This is a genomic window from Streptomyces sp. A5-4 (genome assembly GCF_051131715.1).
In the GTDB taxonomy this organism is placed as follows: Bacteria; Actinomycetota; Actinomycetes; order Streptomycetales; family Streptomycetaceae; genus Streptomyces.
The window spans coordinates 3042968-3062253 of sequence record NZ_CP178591.1; the positions used below are offsets into that span (position 1 = coordinate 3042968).

At 71.4% G+C, this 19286-nt stretch carries 14 protein-coding genes and 1 riboswitch; of the genes, 2 read left to right on the top strand and 12 right to left on the bottom strand.

Annotation, left to right across the window (positions count from 1 at the left end):
- Positions 1-49 precede the first annotated feature (49 nt).
- The 8 genes from eno to ACLLJJ_RS14020 all read right to left on the bottom strand — a co-directional run bounded on the left by eno (position 50) and on the right by ACLLJJ_RS14020 (position 8380).
- A complete protein-coding gene (gene eno / locus ACLLJJ_RS13985; RefSeq protein ID WP_434590610.1) occupies positions 50-1336 on the bottom strand; it encodes a phosphopyruvate hydratase in 1287 nt (428 codons plus the stop codon).
- Positions 1337-1576: 240 nt separating this feature from the next.
- Complete coding sequence (locus ACLLJJ_RS13990; RefSeq protein WP_434590611.1) at positions 1577-2278, bottom strand: transglycosylase family protein; 702 nt, start codon at positions 2276-2278, stop codon at positions 1577-1579.
- A gap of 3 nt (positions 2279-2281) precedes the next feature.
- Positions 2282-2453, bottom strand: a riboswitch (cyclic di-AMP (ydaO/yuaA leader).
- A 255-nt stretch (positions 2454-2708) separates the two neighbouring features.
- Complete coding sequence (locus ACLLJJ_RS13995) at positions 2709-3650, bottom strand: transglycosylase family protein (RefSeq protein WP_434590613.1); 942 nt, start codon at positions 3648-3650, stop codon at positions 2709-2711.
- A 112-nt stretch (positions 3651-3762) separates the two neighbouring features.
- The gene (locus tag ACLLJJ_RS14000; protein WP_434590615.1) at positions 3763-5034 is read right to left on the bottom strand and encodes a cytochrome P450 family protein; all 1272 of its coding nucleotides are present in this window, start codon (positions 5032-5034) and stop codon (positions 3763-3765) included.
- Positions 5035-5155: 121 nt separating this feature from the next.
- Positions 5156-6130, bottom strand: coding sequence for a nucleoside triphosphate pyrophosphohydrolase (locus tag ACLLJJ_RS14005; RefSeq protein ID WP_434590617.1), 975 nt, complete (start codon positions 6128-6130; stop codon positions 5156-5158).
- A gap of 61 nt (positions 6131-6191) precedes the next feature.
- Positions 6192-6848, bottom strand: coding sequence for a SurA N-terminal domain-containing protein (locus ACLLJJ_RS14010; RefSeq protein ID WP_434590619.1), 657 nt, complete (start codon positions 6846-6848; stop codon positions 6192-6194).
- Between the two features lie 60 nt (positions 6849-6908).
- On the bottom strand, positions 6909-7334 hold the full coding sequence (locus ACLLJJ_RS14015) for a GtrA family protein (protein WP_434600410.1): 426 nt from the start codon (positions 7332-7334) through the stop codon (positions 6909-6911).
- Between the two features lie 77 nt (positions 7335-7411).
- Positions 7412-8380, bottom strand: coding sequence for a glycosyltransferase family 2 protein (locus ACLLJJ_RS14020; RefSeq protein ID WP_434590621.1), 969 nt, complete (start codon positions 8378-8380; stop codon positions 7412-7414).
- Between the two features lie 209 nt (positions 8381-8589).
- Between ACLLJJ_RS14020 and ACLLJJ_RS14025 the strand changes: the two genes are divergently transcribed.
- Together ACLLJJ_RS14025 and ACLLJJ_RS14030 are read left to right on the top strand one after the other, a co-directional pair.
- Entirely contained in the window at positions 8590-11133 is a 2544-nt protein-coding gene (locus tag ACLLJJ_RS14025; protein ID WP_434590623.1) for a YfhO family protein, read from the top strand.
- Positions 11134-11197: 64 nt separating this feature from the next.
- Complete coding sequence (locus ACLLJJ_RS14030) at positions 11198-12118, top strand: class I SAM-dependent methyltransferase (RefSeq protein ID WP_434590625.1); 921 nt, start codon at positions 11198-11200, stop codon at positions 12116-12118.
- Between the two features lie 16 nt (positions 12119-12134).
- Here ACLLJJ_RS14030 and ACLLJJ_RS14035 read toward each other — a convergent pair whose 3' ends face one another.
- The 4 genes from ACLLJJ_RS14035 to mfd all read right to left on the bottom strand — a co-directional run bounded on the left by ACLLJJ_RS14035 (position 12135) and on the right by mfd (position 18947).
- Positions 12135-13673 (bottom strand): protein kinase domain-containing protein, encoded by a 1539-nt coding sequence (locus tag ACLLJJ_RS14035; protein WP_434590628.1) that lies wholly within the window; start codon positions 13671-13673, stop codon positions 12135-12137.
- Complete coding sequence (locus ACLLJJ_RS14040) at positions 13670-14323, bottom strand: hypothetical protein (RefSeq protein ID WP_434590630.1); 654 nt, start codon at positions 14321-14323, stop codon at positions 13670-13672. Before ACLLJJ_RS14040 ends, ACLLJJ_RS14035 begins: the two co-directional genes overlap by 4 nt.
- A 244-nt stretch (positions 14324-14567) precedes the next feature.
- Complete coding sequence (locus ACLLJJ_RS14045; protein WP_434590633.1) at positions 14568-15311, bottom strand: HNH endonuclease family protein; 744 nt, start codon at positions 15309-15311, stop codon at positions 14568-14570.
- Between the two features lie 105 nt (positions 15312-15416).
- On the bottom strand, positions 15417-18947 hold the full coding sequence (gene mfd, locus ACLLJJ_RS14050) for a transcription-repair coupling factor (RefSeq protein WP_434590634.1): 3531 nt from the start codon (positions 18945-18947) through the stop codon (positions 15417-15419).
- Between the last annotated feature and the right edge of the window lie 339 nt (positions 18948-19286).

Below are 19286 nucleotides of genomic sequence, written 5' to 3' on the forward strand. Positions count from 1 at the left end.
ACGTACGTACGACAGGGCGGTCGGCCCCGGTTACTACCTGCTGGTGTTCCTACTGACCGGTGCGGAAGCGCGGGAACGCGCTGCGGCCGGCGTACACCGCGGCGTCGTCGAGGATCTCCTCGATGCGCAGCAGCTGGTTGTACTTGGCGACGCGCTCGGAGCGGGCCGGGGCGCCGGTCTTGATCTGGCCGCAGTTGGTGGCGACGGCCAGGTCGGCGATGGTGACGTCCTCGGTCTCGCCGGAGCGGTGCGACATCATGCACTTGAAGCCGCTGCGCTGCGCGAGCTCGACGGCGTCCAGGGTCTCGGTCAGCGAACCGATCTGGTTGACCTTGACGAGCAGCGAGTTGGCGGCGCCTTCCTCGATGCCGCGGGCCAGCCGCTCCGGGTTGGTGACGAAGAGGTCGTCGCCGACGATCTGGACCTTGCTGCCCAGCTTGTCGGTGAGGACCTTCCAGCCCGCCCAGTCGTCCTCGTACAGCGGGTCCTCGATGGAGACGAGCGGGTACGAGGCGACGAGCTCCTCGTAGTACTCGGTCATCTCGGCGGCCGAGCGGGACTTGCCCTCGAACTCGTACGCGCCGTCCTTGTAGAACTCGGACGCGGCGACGTCGAGCGCGAGCGCGATCTGCTCGCCCGGGATGTAACCGGCCTGCGCGATGGCCTCAAGGATGAGGTCGAGCGCGGCGCGGTTGGAGTCCAGGTTCGGGGCGAAGCCGCCCTCGTCGCCGAGGCCGGTGGACAGGCCCTTGGTCTTCAGGACGGACTTGAGGGTGTGGTAGACCTCCGTGCCCCAGCGCAGCGCCTCGGAGAAGGACTCCGCGCCGATCGGCGCGATCATGAATTCCTGAATGTCCACGTTGGAGTCGGCGTGCGACCCACCGTTGAGGATGTTCATCATCGGGACGGGCAGCAGGTGCGCGTTGGGTCCGCCGAGGTAGCGGAAGAGCGGCAGGTCGGACGCCTCGGAAGCGGCGTGCGCGACGGCGAGCGAGACGCCGAGGATGGCGTTCGCGCCGAGCGAGCCCTTGTTCTCAGTGGCATCCAGGTCGCACATGGCCTGGTCGATCAGGCGCTGCTCGGTGGCGTCGTAGCCGACGAGCTCCGGGCCGATCTGCTCGATGACGGCGAGGACTGCCTTCTCGACGCCCTTGCCGAGGTAGCGGTTCGGGTCACCGTCGCGAAGTTCGACGGCCTCGAACGCGCCGGTGGAAGCACCGGAGGGAACGGCAGCACGACCGGTGCTGCCGTCGTCGAGGCCGACCTCGACCTCGACCGTGGGGTTGCCTCGGGAGTCCAGGATTTCCCGGGCTACGACGACGTCGATGGACGGCACGAGAGCATCTCCTTATGGGGTGTGACGCTAGGGGTGCAGGGTCACTTTGGCCTTGCGCCAAGAGCCTAACCGGCTCGGGGGCATCAACCGGCCGATCGCCCGTTCCCTGGGACAAGAACACGCACTTGCCGGGGCAAATAATGACGAAACCCCGGCCCGGCGCGTACGGGGGAGAACGCGCCGGGCCGGGGTGGTTCTGTGGGGCGAGCCCCTCAGCCGCTCAGCTGCTCAGATTCGAGCTCACTTGAGGTGCAGCTGCTGGCCCGGGTAGATGACATCGGCGTCGGTGACGATGTCCTTGTTCAGCTCGAAGACCTTGTCCCAGCCGCCCTTGACCTTCTCGGCCTTGGCGATCTTGCCGAGGGTGTCGCCGGCCTTGACCTTGTACTCGCCGTCGCCCTTCTTGATGGGGGCGGCGGCCTTGGCCTCGGCCTGCGGGGCGGAGCGGACCTCGCTGCGCGAGGCGGGCTGCTCGGCGGCGCGCGGCTCGGCCTGCTTCTGCTCCTGCTGCGGCTCGGCCTGCTTCTGCGTGTCGGAGCCCGAGGCGTCGACACCCGGGTCCACACCGTCGTTGGTGAGGCCACCGGCGCCGGCGCATGCCCAGGCACCCGGGCCCTGGAGGTCGAGGAGACGCTCGGCAGCAGCGATCTGCTGGCTCTTGGAGGCCTGGGCGGCGCTCGGGGCGTACTGCGTACCGCCCGCTGCGGCCCAGCTGGACGGCGAGAACTGCAGGCCGCCCGAGTAGCCGTTGCCGGTGTCGATGGACCAGTTGCCGCCGGACTCGCACTGGGCGACGGCGTCCCACGTCTCGACGGAGGCCGCCGAGGCGGAGGACGCGCCCATCAGCGGGGCGGCGATGACAGCGCCGCTGATGCCGGCGAGCGCGGCGACACGGGTGGCCTTGGACGGGCGACGGTGCTTGGCCTTGCTGGAAAACAGCATGTGACATCTCCTCACCGACGCCTACGAGGTGAGCTGTCGGGTTCGGGCCAAGTGAGTTGCCCGGCTGCACGTACGGATGCGCAGCTTTACCCCTAGCCGGTTCCGGTTCGTCTCTCGACGGCCGGGCCCGGCGCTTACCTGGGTCCCCCGCTCCTGCCTACGGCGCTTTACGCGTCGGTTCCCCCCGACCGACGGCAGGATTCGGCGTGACGGTCGACGGGGCCCGCGGTGGCGAGCGGTCCGACCGTAAACACACGACTCCCTGATGTCCAAAGGCGAACATCAGGGAGATATCCCCCTTACTTGCTTCCGCGGCGAGGGCATCCGTGCAGGTCAGAGGCGACACGAGGAGGGCTTGTCGGCGGGACACGCCAGTTGAGACAAAGAGACCCTTGTCTCACTGGCGCCAAACCGGACATTCGACCGCGAACTACCCCTGCTTCGCGGTCAGATCAAGGCTCTGGCCGGGGCGGATGAGGTCCGCGTCGGAGCCGACGACACCCTCGTTCGCCTCGTAGATCGCCGACCAGCCGCCCGAGACGTCGTGCGTGTCGGCGATGGTCCAGAGGCTGTCACCGGCGACGACGACGTACTCGCCGTCCGTGGCGACGGCGTCGTCCGCGTCACGTGCCGATCCGTCACCTCGTGAGGCATGACGCCCCGATTCACGCGACTCATCCGCATGTCCGGTGGCGGCTTCGGCGCTCTCGCCGGGCTCCTCGGCCTTCCCGCCGCGGTGCTTGCCCTGCGGCGTGCCCTCTTCGGTGGTGGGCGCCGCGGACTTCTCCGCGGGCTTCCGGGGGGCCTGGGAGGGCGTCGCGGACGCGGGGGGCGCGGTCGGGTCGGCGGAGTCGGTCGACTTCGCGGAGTCGCCCGTCTTCGGCTTCGCCGGGTCCCCCGTCGTTCCCTTCACGTCCTCGGCCCCGTCGGCCTCGGCCGGGTCCGGGGTGTCCGACGGCTTCGGCGCGGTGGCGCCGTCGGCCGGCTCGGCGTTGTCGCCCGCCGCCAGGCCCGAGATCACCGAGCAGCTCGGCCAGGCCTGCGGGCCCTGGTCGGCGAGCACCTTGTCCGCGATCTGGATCTGCTGCGAGCGGCTGGCGAGGTCGGCGCGCGGCGCGTACGCCGTACCGCCGAAGCTCTTCCAGGTGTCCTGCGAGAACTGGAGCCCGCCGTAGTACCCGTTACCGAGGTCGGCGCTCCACATGCCGCCGCTCTCGCATTCGGCGACCCGGTCCCAGGTCGCTGCTTCGGCCGCGCCCGCGCTGGTGGCACCGAGCAGTGGGATGGCGATGGCCGAGCCGGCGACTCCCGCCGCTACGACGAGGGCCGGAGCCTGACGCGGGCGGCGATGCCGGCCGTTCGCGGAGAGCATGCGGTTGCCTTTCGAGTGACGGCTGAGATGACGGTGAAGGTAGCCGTACTCGAACGTTTGTTACAAGTCGATGCAGCAGAGATCACGTGAAGGTCTCAACATTGACGTCCCGTCACTCCTGTTTCATCCCGAACTCGACCGGAAGCGTGCGCAGTCCGCGCATGATGAGTCCCCCGCGCCAGCGCAAATCGTCATGCTCCACCGCAAGCCGCAAGTCCGGAAGGCGCCGGAGCAGCGTCGCGAGCGCCGTCTGTCCCTCCAGCCGCGCGAGCGGTGCGCCGAGGCAGTAGTGGATGCCGTGCCCGTAGCCGAGGTGCTGATTGTCGGTCCGTGAGAGGTCCAGCGTGTCCGGGTCGTTGAACCTTTCGGGGTCCCGGTCGGCGGCGGCGAGCACCACCAGAACGGGGTCGCCCGCCGCGATGTCCTCGCCGCCCAGCGTCAGCGCCTCGGTGGCGTACCGCCAGGTCGCCAGCTCCACCGGGCCGTCGTAGCGCAGGAGTTCCTCGACGCCGGTGGCGAGCAGCTCCGTGTCGCCCTCGGCCAAGGCCTGCTGGAGCCGCTCGCGTTGAACCGGATTGCGCAGCAGTGCGTACATACCGTTGCCGATGAGGTTGACCGTCGTCTCGAAGCCCGCGAAGAGGAGGATGAACGCCATCGCCGCGGCCTCGTTCTCCGTCAGATGCTCACCGTGGTCGCTGGCCTGGATCAGGCCGGAGATCAGGTCGTCGCCCGGTTCCTCCCTTTTACGGTGGATCAGTTCGGCCAGGTAGTTGCGCATCTTCTTCACCGACCGTGCGACGCCGCCGCGCGGTCCGCCGCCGTGCCCCGGCTTCACATGTCGCAGCATCATCCCGGCCCAGTCGCGGAAGTCGTCCTGGTCCTCGCGCGGCACACCGAGCAGGTCGCAGATCGCGTAGATGGGGAGCGGGAAGGCGAAGTCGTGGATGAGGTCGGCCTCCCCCTTCTCCACGAAGGCGTCGATCAGCTGGTCCGTGAGCTCCTGCACGCGCGGCGCGAACGCGGCCACCGTGCGCGGCGTGAACGCCTTCGCCACCAGCCGCCGCAGCCGGGTGTGGTCCGGCGGGTCGATGTTCAGCAGATGCGTCATCAGGTCGGCCTTGCGCTCACCGGGGATGCCGGTCTTCTTCTTCGAGTGCGCGGACCCGGTGTGGTGGGCCGGGTTCTTGGAGAGCCGCGAGTCGGCGAGCGCCTGGCGCGCGTCGGCGTACCGGGTCACCAGCCAGGCCTCGACCCCGCTGGGCAGCGTCGTCCGGTGCACGGGGGCGTTCTCGCGCAGCCAGGCGTAGGCGGGGTACGGGTCAGTGGCGAACTCCCAGGTGAAGAGTTCGGGCGCGGACGCGGGGAGGTTCTGCTGGTGCGGCACGCCGTCGACCGTATCCGGCGCGCGGCGCCGGACCGACCCGGGCGCCGTCCGGGGCCCGTGCGGCCCCGGCCCCGCGTCGCGACGGGGGCCGGTCGGGTCGCGCCGGGGGCCGGTCGGGTCCCTACTCCGCCGCGCGGATCGCGTCCCAGTACGTGCGGGCCGCCGCGCGCAGGGCGGCCTCCGGGTCGGTGCCGGCCGCCTCCGCCCGTACGGCCAGGGCCAGCAGCTCGTACCCGATGTCCTCACCCGTCGGGAGCGTGACGCCCAGGCCCGCCTGGCGGACCCGCGAGGACAGCTTCGCGGCGAGTGCCAGGCCCGGCTGGCCGAGGGGGACACCGTCGGTGATCGAGTCGCGCTGCTTCTCCTGCGCCTTGGTGCGCAGCCAGTGCTCCTTCACGTCCTCCGGGGTCTCGGCGGTCTCGTCGCCGAAGACGTGCGGGTGGCGGTGGATCAGCTTGTCGATGATGGTCGCCGCGACGTCGTCGATCGAGAAGGGCTCGTCCCCTTCCTCCGGGCCGCCCTCCTGCGCGATGCGGGCGTGGAAGACGACCTGGAGCAGTACGTCGCCGAGTTCCTCGCGCAGCTCCTCGCGGTCGCCGTCCTCGATCGCCTCGACCAGCTCGTACGCCTCCTCGATGCCGTACTTCGCGAGGCCCTTGTGGGTCTGCTGCGAGGACCACGGGCAGGCGAGGCGGATCCGGTCCATGACCTGGACCAGGTCGAGGAGGCGGGCGCCGGGGAGGTCGTAGGAGCCGGGGAGCAGCTCCAGGTCGGGCATCTGGACGCGACCCGACCCGGCCAGCCGGGAGATCCCGTCGGTCAGGGCCTGGTCGCCCTCGCCGGAGGGCAGCACCACGACGGTCCGGCCGCCCGCGCACGCGTCGACGAGCTCCTGCGCAGTCGGCGCCACGTGCTCGACGGTGACTCCCGCCTCGCGCAGATACGGCAGCTGCGGGTGGCCCGCGTCGGCACACAGCACCCGGTCCGCGGCGTGCAGCGTCTGCCAGGCGGGCCAGGACAGCAGGCCGGGCGCGACGCGGTGGCTGGCGGTGAGAAGGACGATGCGGCCCGGGGCGGCGGGTGTCTCGGTGGTCACCCGTCGAAACTACCCCGGGCGTACGACAGTCCTGCCGGGCGCCCTCCGCACCCGGTCGCGGCTACGCGGCCGGCTGCGGGGGCGGCGCGGCCTCTTCCTTGGTGACCTGGGTGATCCATGGGGCCTTGTAGTCGCCGAGCTGCATCTTCTTGTCGTCCCAGGCGCCGTAGCGCGGGTTGACGTCGATGTGCAGCGCCTTGGACGCGGAGACGAAGGCGGCGTTCACCTTCTGCTGGCCCTCGGGGTTGTTGCCCGCGCCGATCGCCGCGGCGAGCTTGCCCACCAGGACGTCCCTGCGGATCGCGTCGTCGATCTGGTCCGGGGCGATGCCGCGCTGCTGGAGGTACGTCGCGGCGAGCTGCTCCGCGCCGCCCGACTGCTGCGCCGCGCTCGCGCGGGCGGCCTGGATCTCCTTGCGGGTCGCGCCCGCGCCCGCGTCGTCCGCGGCGCGCTCCACGACCCGGTCGACGATCAGGTCGTAGAGCTTGGCGCGGCCGAGCTGGCCGGTGGCGCCGATGAGCTGGGCGGACTGCGGGGATGTCTGCTGGGCCTTGCGTACGTCCTTGACCTGCGACTGGAGCGCGGAGACTTCGATGCGGTCACCGCCGACGACGGCTGCCGCTCCTGGGTGCGCCGCATTGCCGCAGGCGGCGAGGAACGGCGCCGCGACCAGCAGTGCGGTGGAGACGGAGAGCGCGGTGCGACGGCGGCGGTGCAAAGGGGGCCTCCCGGCGGTGATCGTGCGGCAGTGCAACGAACGACCTTGCGATGATCGATGTTAGGCAGTCGGAGTGGTCCGGGCCACCGATTCGCCCAACGATTCGCTCGTGTTCGTGGATGCGCGGTTCCGGGATGTGCCGCTGAGCATGATCGTCCGGGAGAGAACGAAGGTGATCGGGATCGCGGCGGACGCGGCGATCAGCGGGGCGTACGTACTGCCGTGGTGCAGAACGTCCACCAGCAGGTAGACGCCGCCGGTGGTGATCACGAAATTGGCCGCGTTGGTGAGCGGGAACAGCAGGAACTTCCGCCAGGTGGGGCGGGTGTTGTAGGTGAAGCGGCAGTTCAGGAAGAACGAGCCGGTCATGCTGATCCCGAAGGCGAGGACGTGCGCGACGACGTACGGCAGCCACGGCAGGAGCAGCAGGTAGCAGCCGTAGTACGTACCGGTGTTGACCACCCCGACCAGTGCGAACCTGATCAGCTGGCGAAGCGTCGTCGCGCGGGCCGACGTACGGCTCGCGTCACGGGGCGCCTGCGGCGGAGTGGTCGGCGGGCGGGTCATCGGTGGACGAGCTCCCGGTTCTGCGGCAGCGAAGCGCCGGGGGCGGCGTCGACATTGGTTTCCTGCACGAGAAAGTGCGGGCGGCGTTTCACCTCGTAATAGATCCGCCCGACATATTCGCCGACGACCCCGATCATCATCATCTGCACTCCGGCGAGCGCGGTGAGGGCGACCAGGAGCGTCACATAGCCGGGGGTTTCCACGCCGTTCACGAGGGTGACACCGACAATCCACGTCGAGTACGCCATGGCGATGGCGAGGAGCACGATGCCGAGATAGAGCGCGGCGCGCAGCGGCTTGTCATTGAAGGAGAGCAGGCCGTCGAGTCCGTAGTTGAGCAATTTCGAGAAGGTCCATTTGGAGCGGCCCTCCTCGCGCACGGCATTCTCGTACTCGAAGGTGACGGTGGTGAATCCGACCCAGGCGAACAGGCCCTTGGAGAAACGGTTGTACTCGGTGAGTTCGAGCACGGCGTCGACACTGCGGCGCGAGAGCATGCGGAAGTCCCCGACGCCGTCGACCAGCTCGACGTCGACCATGCGGTTGATGAGCCGGTAGTACGCACGAGCGGTCAGCGTACGCGTGACCCGGTCGCCCCTTCTGGTCCGGCGGGCTATCACCTGGTCGAAGCCCTGCTCATGCAGTGCCACCATGCGGCGGACCAGTTCGGGAGGGTGCTGGAGATCGGCGTCCATGATGACGACCACGTCGCCCGTCGCGCTGCGCAGGCCGGCCAGCATGGCCGCCTCCTTGCCGAAGTTGCGGCTGAAGGAGACATAGCGGGTGCTCGGGTCGGACCGGGCGATCTCCTGGAGGATCGCGAGCGTACGGTCCTTGCTCCCGTCGTCCACATACACCAGCTCGACGGGGTGGCCGAGATCGCCGAGTTCCTTGGTCACATGCTCGTGGAAGCGGCCGATGATCTCCTCTTCGTTGAAACACGGCACGACAATTGAGATGAGCACGGCTCTCCCCCGGATCGAAGCAGTCAGGGAAGAACAGCTCCCGCATGTGGCGGGTTTCACGTATTCGAATGAAATGCAGGCGACCGCCGGGTGAATTCGACGGTTTTTGCCGGAATTTCCGCCACGGGAGGGTCTCCCCGGTGTCATAGAGATCTCTTTTTCCATCGCATGCTGGCTTATTCGGTATCGCGCGCAGTAAAAGGTTGTCCATGTCGATCGTGGAAGCGTTCAGAATCCGGGCCGCGGCGCTCGCCGCGCTGATCACCGTGACCGCCGTGTGCGCCGGTGACGCCGTCGCCCGCAGCTTTCCCTTCGGGCCGCGCACCCGCAGCGTCAATGACCTCGGCAACCAGTTCGTGCCGTACCACGCGCATCTGTGGGACCTGCTGCACGGACGCGCGGACGGCGGGGCGCTGCTCAACTGGCAGTCCGGGTACGGGACCAGCTTCCTGGCCGACCTCGGTACGTACGTCAGCAGCCCCTTCGCCCTGCTGGTCGGGGTCTTCCCGAGGGACGAGATCGACCTGGCGGTGTACGCGATCACCGTCCTGAAGATGGCGGTGGCCGCCGCCGCCATGACCGTGCTGCTGCTCGCGCTGCGCGAGGGCGGCGGCCGGTGGTGGGCCGCCGGCGTCCTGGGGGCGTCGTACGCGCTGTGCGGCTGGGCCGTCGCCGAGGCGATCTACAACCCGATGTGGATGGACGGCCTGATCGCCTTCCCGCTGCTGTGCCTGGTCGGCGAGTGGGCGCGCACGGGCCGCCATCGCGTCCTGGGCCCGGTGCTCGTGGCCCTGGCGTGGGTCGCGAACTTCTACACGGCGTACATGGCGACGCTGGGGGCCGCGCTCGTGCTGGTGCTGCGACTGCTCCTCGACGAGGAGTCGGCGGCCGGCGCGCGCGTACGTGTCCTGCTGCGCGCCGCCTGCACCACCCTGCTGGGCATCGGTCTCGCCGCGCCCGTCCTGGCCGTCGTCTTCCTCGGGTCGACCCACTCCTATCCGGGCTGGACACGGGAGTTCGCACCCTCCGGCTGGTCCGACGTCTTCGCGCGGATGCTCCCGGCGACGTACAGCTTCTTCACGCCCGCCGTCTTTGTCGGCACCGGCGCGCTGCTGCTCGCCTGCACGCTGGTGTTCAACCGGGCGGCGCCCCGACGTGAGCGGCGGGCCTGGACACTGCTCACGGTGGCCGTGGCGGTGTCCATGCAGTGGGGGCCCACGCATCTCGTGTGGCACGTCTTCGCGACGCCGAACGGCAGCCCGTACCGGCAGACCTTCGTGCTCGCCGGGATCCTGGTGATCACCGGGTGGGTGTCGGTCTCGTACGGCTGGCCGGGGCGCCGTGCGCTGCTGGGCGGCGGCGGGGTGCTGGTACTGGCCGCGGCGGGTGCGGTGACCAGCGAGCATCTGACCGCCTGGACGTACCCACTGTTCGTGGGCGGGCTCCTGGCGGCCGGGGTCGCGGTACTGCTCGCGGCGCGGGCCGACCGGCGGGGGCGCCGGATCCTCGGGGTGGCCGCCGCGGTGCTGCTGGTGGGGGCGCAGGTGGGGCAGGCGACCGCGACCACGGCGTACTCCGACCGGCAACGGCTGGGGCGGCTCGACGACTACGCGCCGTGGGGCGAGCGCCAGCGGTTGCAGGCGCGAGCGGTGGAGGGCGCCGACCAGTGGCCCGCGTTCCGCACCGAGACCGGGCGTGAACAGAGCACCGGCAACGACCCGTTGCTGGTCGGCGGCCAGGGCGCCTCGTACTACAGCAGCCACACGCCCGACGTCCTCACCCGCACGCTCGCCGCGCTCGGCGGGGGCTGGACCTCGGGCGGCCGTTCGGTGCAGAGCCTGGACAATCCGGTGACCGACGCCGTGTTCTCGGTCGGCGCGCGGGTGCACATGCCGCGCGACCCGCACCAGGGGCACTCGCGGCCCGACGACCGCGCGGTGACGGTGACCCGCGCGCCCGCGCCGCCGCTGGTCACCGTGCGCCCGCCCGGCCCGCCGCCGCGCTACGGCGCCTCGCCGTTCCGCAACCAGGAGGCGCTGCTCGGCGCTCGGGTCTATACGCTGCCGCCCACGACGCGGACCGGCGCCGCCCTGCGAGCCGCGTGCCCGGCGGGCAGCGAGGTCTTCCTGTGGGCGCCCGACTTCTTCGGGACGGCCCGGCTGGGCTCCGGCCCGCAGAGCGACCTGCGGGGCGGGCAGCCCGCGCGGCGCGCGGCGATGCAGCCGCTGGGCAGGGTGTCCGCCGACGGCCGCGTCGCGATCACCCTGAAGGGCCCGTCGAAGAATCCGGCGGCCGGGGGCGCGAAGCTGCCCGCGCGGAGCATCGGCTGTCTGGACCGGGAGCGGCTGGACAGCGCCGTGGCCGCCCTCACCGCGAGCGGCGCGAGCTCCGTCCGGGTCTCCGACAGTGGCGTACGGGCCGAACTGCCGCCGGGCGCCCGGGGAACCGCCGTCTTCGCCATGCCTCGTATCGCGGGCTGGAGCTGCGCCGCGAACGGCTCGGCGGCCCGCCCCGCCGACACCCACCTGGGGCTCGTCGCCGTGCCCCTCGACGGCCGAACCACCTCACTGGCCTGTGACTTCAGCCCGCCGGGCCTGCGGCTCGGCGGGTACGCGGGCGGGCTCTCCCTGCTCGTGCTCATCGCGGTCGCCGCCCTCCCCCGGCTGCGGGCCCACAGCCGCGCGCGCCGCCGCAACGGCGACGACACCCACTCTTCATCCGAGGACCACCGGCCCTTGGCCCGCACGGCATGAGCTCCGGCGTACGGTCGGCCGCCTGCCCCCCACACCCAGGACCGAAGCCAGAGGCGAATCCCCCATGCCATCTCTTCTGAGCAACCGGCTGACGAAGTGGGCCCTGCGCCCCGTCGCCGCACTCGTCGACCAGCGCATCGTCCGCACCACTTCAGGGCTGCGCGGCGATCTCGAAGCAACCCGCAAGGACCTGGCCGAGCTGCGGCGCAAGCAGTACGGGCTCGGCATGCTGCTCGACCGCACCGGGCGCGGCCAGCACCGGATGCCGACGCCCGACCAGATCGACGCGCTCGTGCGCGAGGTGGGCGCGGTGACGGACGCGGGCGAACGCGCACGCCGCAATGTCACCGTCGCCTACCGCAATGTGGTGGCCCTGGAGGCGCTGGGGGTGGGCCGGATGGCGGGCGGCACGTCCAATGTGTGCGGCAAGCTCGCCACCGTTCCGCTGCTCGCCCCGAGGGACGGCGAGGCTCTCGACGTGCTGGAAATCGGCACGCTGCACGGGCTGTTCGCCGCGGCGCTGATGCGCATGCTGCACCGGACGGGCATCGAGGCGAGGCTGACGATCGTCGATCCGCTCGCGGGCACCCAGCTCCAGCCGGGCACCACCGACTACGAGGAGCCGACGGGCACCCCGGTGCGGGAGGACGTCGTACGGGCCAACCTGGCGCTCGGCGGCGGCCGTTCGGGCGTGGAGGCCCGGATCCGGCAGGGCTTCTCCGGGGACCCCGAGGTGCGATCCGAGATCTCCGACCGCCGGTACGGCGTGATCGTGGTGGACGGCGACCACTCCTTCGAGGGGGTGCTGGCCGACCTGGAGTGGGCCGAGCGGATCGCCGCGCCCGGCGGCATCGTGGTCCTCGACGACTACGGCGACGGGCGCTGGCCCGGCGTCAAGGACGCGTTCGAGAAGCATGCGGCGGGTGGCAGCAGGCTCACGATGGTGGGCCGGGTCGCCACGTCCGCGTTCCTGCGGGCCGGCTGACCGCCGGGCAGCGGAGCTACCCGCCGCGCATCTGCTGGTGCCGGTCCAGGGAGCGCCGCACCTCGGCCGGCAGCGGGTGGTACGCGCCGTACACCCGCTCGGCGTCGTGGAGCAGCGACTGCAACTGGCCGTGCGCCTGCGTGTGGTCGCCCATCGCGAGCAGCAGGTGCGCGATGCGGTTGCGCAGCTCGAACGCGCGGGCCGTCGGGTCGACCGTGCCGGGCGCGCCGGTCGCGTACTGGTTCTCGTAGTACGGCAGGAGGCCGCGGTACTCGGCGAGGGCCGCGGCCGGCTCGCCGAGCTGCTCCAGGCACTGCGCGGCGTCGTAGCGGAACTGGAGTGCCTGCGGGTCGGCCGGGCCCGCGTCGGCGGCCCGGTCGTCGGCGAGGCGCCGCAGCTCGGGCAGGGCGCGGCGGTACTGCCCGTCGTCGAGCAGCGTCGCCGCGTACTGCTTGCGCAGGATGCGCACGACCGGGGAGCGCTCGCCGTGCTGGGCTGCCGCGGCGGGCAGGATCCCGCCGAGGATGTCCACGGCCTGGGTGATCCGCCCCTCGCCGAGCAGCTGCTTGACCTCGTCGACGGCGCCCGCGATGTCGGGCTGCGCGGGGGTGGGCGTGGGCTGCGCGGCGGGCGGCGCGGAGACGCGGTCGGGCCAGGGGGCGTGCGGGCGCAGGAAGGGGCGGGTCGGGTCGAGTGGGCGCGCGGGCACGGCGTGGGCGGGGGCGGGCAGGAGGGGGACGAGCGACTCGTAGACCTCCTGGGCGCAGGACGGGCGGTGCTGCGGGTCCTTGGCGAGCAGGTGCAGCACGAGCGCTTCGAGCGGCTGCGGGATCTCGGGGCGCAGTTGGCGGACGGGGAGCGGCGCCTCGTAGAGATGGCGGTGCAGCACGCCGAGGACGGTCGATCCCGCGAACGGCACATTCCCGCTGAGCAGTTCGTGCAGCACCACGCCCAGTGCGTAGAGGTCGGTGTACGGGCCGACGGCGCCGCCCATCGCCTGCTCGGGTGCCATGTAGGCGGGGCTGCCGATGGGCGATCCGGTGTGGGTGAGACGGGTGGTGTCGGTGTCGATGACGGAGGCGACGCCGAGGTCGAGGACGGTGAGCGTGCCGTCGGGCTTCACCATGATGTTGCGCGGCTTGAGGTCGCGGTGGACGATCGGCACCGCGTGCACGGCGGAGAGCACGGCGCACAGCTGGGCGGCGGCAGCGACGGCCCACCGCCAGGGGTACGGATCGTGCTTCGCGATGTGGTCGGCGAGGTCGATCCCGTCGACGTGCTGCATGACGAGGTAGAGGTCGTCGTGGTCACTGCCCGCGTCGTGGACGGTGACCAGGCCGGGGTGGTCGACCTGGGCGGTGACGCGGCACTCGCGCACGAAGCGGCGGCGCATGTCCTCGGCCGCGGTGGCGGCGGCCATCCGGTCGGGGCGCAGCAGCTTCACCGCGACGCGGCGGTCGAGGCGCTGGTCGTACGCCGTCCAGACCTGGCCCATGCCGCCCTGGCCGATGACAGTGGCCAGCTCGTAGCGCCCGGCGATGATCCGCCCGTTCACCGGCCTTCACCGTCGCGGCTGTCGCCACCGCTGCCGCTGTCCTTGCGGAGGTAGTCGCTCAGCTCGTCGAGCTCGGCGCGGACCTGGTCGAGGCGCCGGCGCTGGTGCGGAGGCTGCTGCTGGGGTTGCGGGGGCGGTGTCGCCGGGTAGCCGTACGAGGGCCCGGGGGCCGGGGTGTTCGCGTACGGATTCGGGGGCGGGCCCGGGTTCGGCGTCGGGTGCGGGAGCTGATATGGCGCAGGGTCGCGGACCTGGTTCGGGTACGAGCCGTACTGCGGGACCGTGTTGCTGTACGGGCCGTAGGGGCCGGCGGCGCCGAGAGCCGGCGCCTGCTTGTGGTGCCGGATGTCGAAGACCAGGAAGTACGCGGCGCTCGCCATGCCGAGCAGCAGCACCACCGCCACGGCGACATCGGTCCTGGGATCCTCCTCGGGCAGCGAACCGACCACAGAGAGGGCGGCGAAGGACACCGGCAGACTTCCGCAGGCGAGCACCCAGTCGAACCACCTGCCCCGCAGCATCGCGATCCTGAACAGCGGCACGCAGGACAGCAGGCCGCAGCTCAGCGCCCCGCAGAGGGCGAGCAGCACCCGCAGACCGATGACGGCACCGTCATTACGGGCGGGCGGCGCGGCGCCGGAGCCGTGCATGGCTGCTCCTGGAAGACCTGGTGGGGCGAGAACGGGGACGTGAGCGGGGACGTGCACCGGGACGCGGACCCGGACCGGACGACGAAGCGCGAGCGGACGCACTACGAGCGTATACACCGACACCGACAACGGCCCCTGGGTTGTACGGAACTGATGTGGCCCGGATCACTGTCCGCCCGCCGGCCGCTTCACGGGGCTCCGGTCGGCCCGGCGGAGCCCGGCCCGGTGGGTGCGGAAAGGGCCCTCAGCGGCCGGCCGGTGCGTCGGTGGGTCCGCCGCCCGCGGGCAGCCGTTCGTCGGGGCAGCCGGAGAGTACGCGTCTCATGGCGTCGCGCTCGCCGCCGGTCACCCACAGCTCATACTTCTTCTTCACGGCGACCTGCCGCGCCACATACGTGCAGCGGTACGCCTTGTTGCCGGGCAGCCAGGTCGCCGTATCGCCGTCGCTCTTGCGGCGGTTGGCGGAGGAGTCGACGGCCAGCAGGTTCAGCGGGTCGTTGGCGAGCGCGACGCGCTTGCCGCGGCCCCACTGCTGGGCGCCCTTCTGCCAGGCGTCGGAGAGCGCGACCAGATGGTCGATGTCGACCTTGCTGCGTCCGCGCATGTACTCCACGCGCCGCCCCGTGTACGGGTCGTCCGTGAGCGTCCCGGACACGACCTCGCAGTCCCCGCCCCTGACCCCGGCCTTGAAACGCTCGCCGGTCAGGTCCCGCTTGAGGATGTCGTCGCGCGTCCCGCACCCGTTGTCGTCGACGTCTGCCCAGGCCCGGCCGAACTCCTCGCGCCCGTAGCCGGTCTTGGGGGCGCGCCCCTTGACGGTGAGCTTCTGCACGGCGGCGAGCGCGGACCCCGGTTCCCCCGCCGGGCCGCCGCCCCGCCCGCTCGACGCACTGCTCCCGTCACCCATGCCACCCACACCGCCCTCGGTGCAGCCGGTGACGGCGAGAGCGACGGCGAGCAACGCGACGGGAGCGGCTTTCCTGAGCATGCGCGGCAAGGCGGGCCGTCCTGACCGAGGGAGTGAGCTGACTCCCTGGATCCTACGGGCCGCCACCCTCCCGTCCAGGGGCCACCCTCCCGGCCGGGGCGGCCGTCACGACCCCAGAATCGTGGTGAGGAACTCCCCCGTCCAGCGCAGCAGTTCGCGGCCCACCACCGGCTTGCCGCCCATCGTGGCCGGCGCCGGGCGCGGGACCATGATCTGGCGAGTGGCCGGCTTCATGATCGTTCGCGGGTGCAGTCGCTTGAGCCGCAGCTCCTGGGACTCGCGCAGCTCCACCGGGCCGAAGCGGATGTTGTTGCCCGCCAGGGTGATGTCCGAGACGCCGCAGGCGCGGGCCAGCATCCGCAGTCCGGCCACCAGGAGCAGGTTCTCGACGGGCTCGGGGAGCTTGCCGTAGCGGTCGGTCAGCTCCTCGCGCACGGCCTTGATGTCCTCCTCCGAGTTGGCGGAGGCGATCGAGCGGTAGGCCTGCAGGCGCAGGCGCTCGCCCGGGGCGTAGTCGTGCGGGACGTGCGCGTCCACCGGGAGCTCGATCTTGACCTCCAGCGGCGGCTCCTCCTGCTCGCCGCCCTCGACCGCGGCCCGGTAGTCCGCGACGGCCTCGCCGACCATGCGGATGTACAGGTCGAAGCCGACGCCCGCGATGTGACCGGACTGCTCGCCGCCCAGCAGATTGCCCGCGCCGCGGATCTCCAGGTCCTTCATCGCGACGTACATGCCGGCGCCCATCTCGGTGTGCTGGGCGATCGTCGCGAGGCGCTCGTGGGCGGTCTCGGTGAGGGGCTTCTCCGGCGGGTACAGGAAGTACGCGTAGCCGCGCTCGCGGCCACGGCCCACCCGGCCGCGCAGCTGGTGGAGTTGGGACAGGCCGAAGTTGTCGCCGCGCTCGACGATCAGGGTGTTGGCGTTGGAGATGTCGATGCCCGATTCGACGATCGTCGTGGACACGAGGACGTCGAACTTCTTCTCCCAGAAGTCGACGACGACCTGCTCCAGCGCGCTCTCGCCCATCTGGCCGTGCGCCGTGGCGATGCGCGCCTCCGGGACGATCTCGCGCAGCTTGGCGGCGGCCCGGTCGATCGACTCGACGCGGTTGTGGATGTAGAAGACCTGGCCCTCGCGCAGCAGTTCACGCCGTACGGCCGCGCCGATCTGCTTCTGCTCGTACGGTCCCACGAAGGTGAGGACGGGGTGCCGCTCCTCCGGCGGGGTGGTGATCGTCGACATCTCGCGGATGCCGGTGACCGCCATTTCGAGCGTCCTGGGGATGGGCGTCGCGGACATCGTCAGAACGTCGACGTTGGCGCGGAGCTTCTTCAGCTGCTCCTTGTGCTCCACGCCGAAGCGCTGCTCCTCGTCGACGATCACCAGGCCCAGGTCCTTGAACTTGGTCTCCGAGGAGAACAGCCGGTGGGTGCCGATCACCAGGTCGACCGAGCCCTCCCTGAGGCCCTCCAGGGTCGCCTTCGCCTCCGCGTCCGACTGGAAGCGGCTGAGCGCCTTCACCACAACGGGGAACTGCGCGTACCGCTCGGAGAACGTCCCGAAGTGCTGCTGCACCAGGAGCGTCGTGGGGACCAGGACCGCGACCTGCTTGCCGTCCTGGACGGCCTTGAACGCGGCGCGGACCGCGATCTCCGTCTTGCCGTAGCCGACGTCGCCGCAGATCAGGCGGTCCATGGGGATGGACTTCTCCATGTCCTCCTTCACCTCGGCGATGGTGGACAGCTGGTCGGGCGTCTCCACGTACGGGAAGGCGTCCTCCAGCTCGCGCTGCCACGGGGTGTCGGGACCGAAGGTGTGGCCGGGGGCCGCCATGCGCGCCGAGTAGAGCTTGATCAGGTCGGCGGCGATCTCCTTGACGGCCTTCTTGGCGCGCGCCTTGGTCTTCGTCCAGTCCGCGCCGCCGAGGCGGTGCAGGGTCGGGGCCTCGCCGCCGACGTACTTGGTGACCTGCTCCAGCTGGTCGGTGGGGATGTACAGCCGGTCGCCGGGCTGGCCGCGCTTCGCGGGGGCGTACTCGACCAGGAGGTACTCGCGGGTGGCGCCCTGGACCGTGCGCTGCACCATCTCGACGTACCGACCGACGCCGTGCTGCTCGTGCACGATGTAGTCGTCGGCCTGCAGCGTCAGCGGGTCGATGCTCTTGCGCCGCCGGGCCGGCATCCGGCCCAGCTCCTTGCTGGCGGTGCGCTGGCCGGTGAGGTCCGTCTCGGTGAGGACGGCCAGCTTGAGGCCCGGGTCCACGAAGCCGTAGTCGATCATGCCGCAGGAGACATGCACGACGGACGGGGTGACCTCGGTCAGCTCCACGTCCAGGCGGGCGGCGATGCCTTCGCCGCCGAGTACCTCCACGGTGCGGGCGGCGGGGCCGTGCCCCTCGGTCACATAGACCGTGCGCCAGCCGTCGGCCAGCCAGCCCTTGGTGTCGGCGAGCGCGCGGGCGGTGTCACCGCGGTAGGTCTCGGGGGCGTGCATGCCCAGCTTGAGCGTGTCGTCCGACAGCTCCTCGTCGGCGGCGAACGGCGCGAGGGACCACCACATCATCTCCAGCTCGCGCGCCCGCTCCCGTACGTCCGCGATCCCCCGCAGCGAGGCCGCGTCGACGTCGATCGGGGCGTCGCCGCCGCCCGCGGTGGCCGCCCACGACGCCTGGAGGAACTCCTGCGAGGTCGCCACCAGGTCCGCCGCCCTGGTCCTGACCCGCTCGGGGTCGCAGACCACGGCCATCGAGCCCTTGGGCAGGACGTCGATCAGGAGCTCCATCTCGTCGACGAGGACCGGCGCGAGGGACTCCATGCCCTCGACCGCGATGCCCTCGGCGATCTTGCCGAGCAGTTCGCCGAGCTCCGGGTGGGCCTCGGCGAGGGCCGCCGCCCTCTGCCGTACGTCGTCGGTCAGCAGCAGCTCGCGGCAGGGCGGCGCCCACAGCCCGTGCTCGGCGACCTCCAGGGAGCGCTGGTCAGCCACCTTGAAGTAGCGGATCTCCTCGATGTCGTCGCCCCAGAACTCCACCCGCAGGGGGTGTTCCTCGGTCGGCGGGAAGACGTCGAGGATGCCGCCGCGAACTGCGAACTCGCCGCGCTTCTCGACCAGTTCGACCCGGGAGTAGGCCGCCGCGGCGAGCGCCTCGGTGATCTCGCCCAGATCCGCGCTCGCCCCGGAGCGCAGGGACACCGGAACCAGGTCGCCGAGACCCTTGACCTGTGGCTGGAGCACCGACCGCACGGGCGCCACGACGACGCTGATCGGGCCCGCCGACGGGTCGTCCGCGATGGGGTGCGCGAGGCGCCGCAGCACGGCGAGCCGGCGGCCCACCGTGTCGCTGCGCGGCGACAGGCGCTCGTGCGGCAGCGTCTCCCACGACGGGTACTCCACGACGCCGTCCTCCGGCAGCAGGGTGCGCAGCGCCGCCGCCAGGTCCTCGGCCTCCCGGCCGGTCGCGGTCACCGCGAGCAGCGGCCGGCCCGCGTCGCGGGCGAGCGCGGCCACCGCGAAGGGGCGGGCGCCGGGCGGGCCGACCAGGTCGACACGCATGCGGTTGCCGTCGGTGGCGGCCTTCACCGCTTCGGCGAGCGCCGGGTCTCGTACAACGGCGTCCAGCAGACCGTGCAGGCTCATGAAGGGGTTCCGTCCGGGGTGACAGGCAGTGACGAGGTGGGCAACGCGAAGGGCCCGACACGTCTCACGGGCCGGGGGCGGATTCCAGCGTACGACTCCCCTACGACACTCGCGTCCGCAACGCCCGCCACGAAGATCGACCGGAGGCCCGAGCGCCGTGCGGGCCCCTCGGCGCGCCGCGGCCCCGGCCTGCGAGGGGGCTGCCCGCGGTACGCCCGCACCTCACACATATTTGACGCCGTCGCCGTCTCAAAACCGATGACCACGGCTCATTCTTTGCCTTACTGCTCCGGCAGCAGTGGCCGAACCCGGGCGACCCTCGTCGGGCAGCGCTGCCGA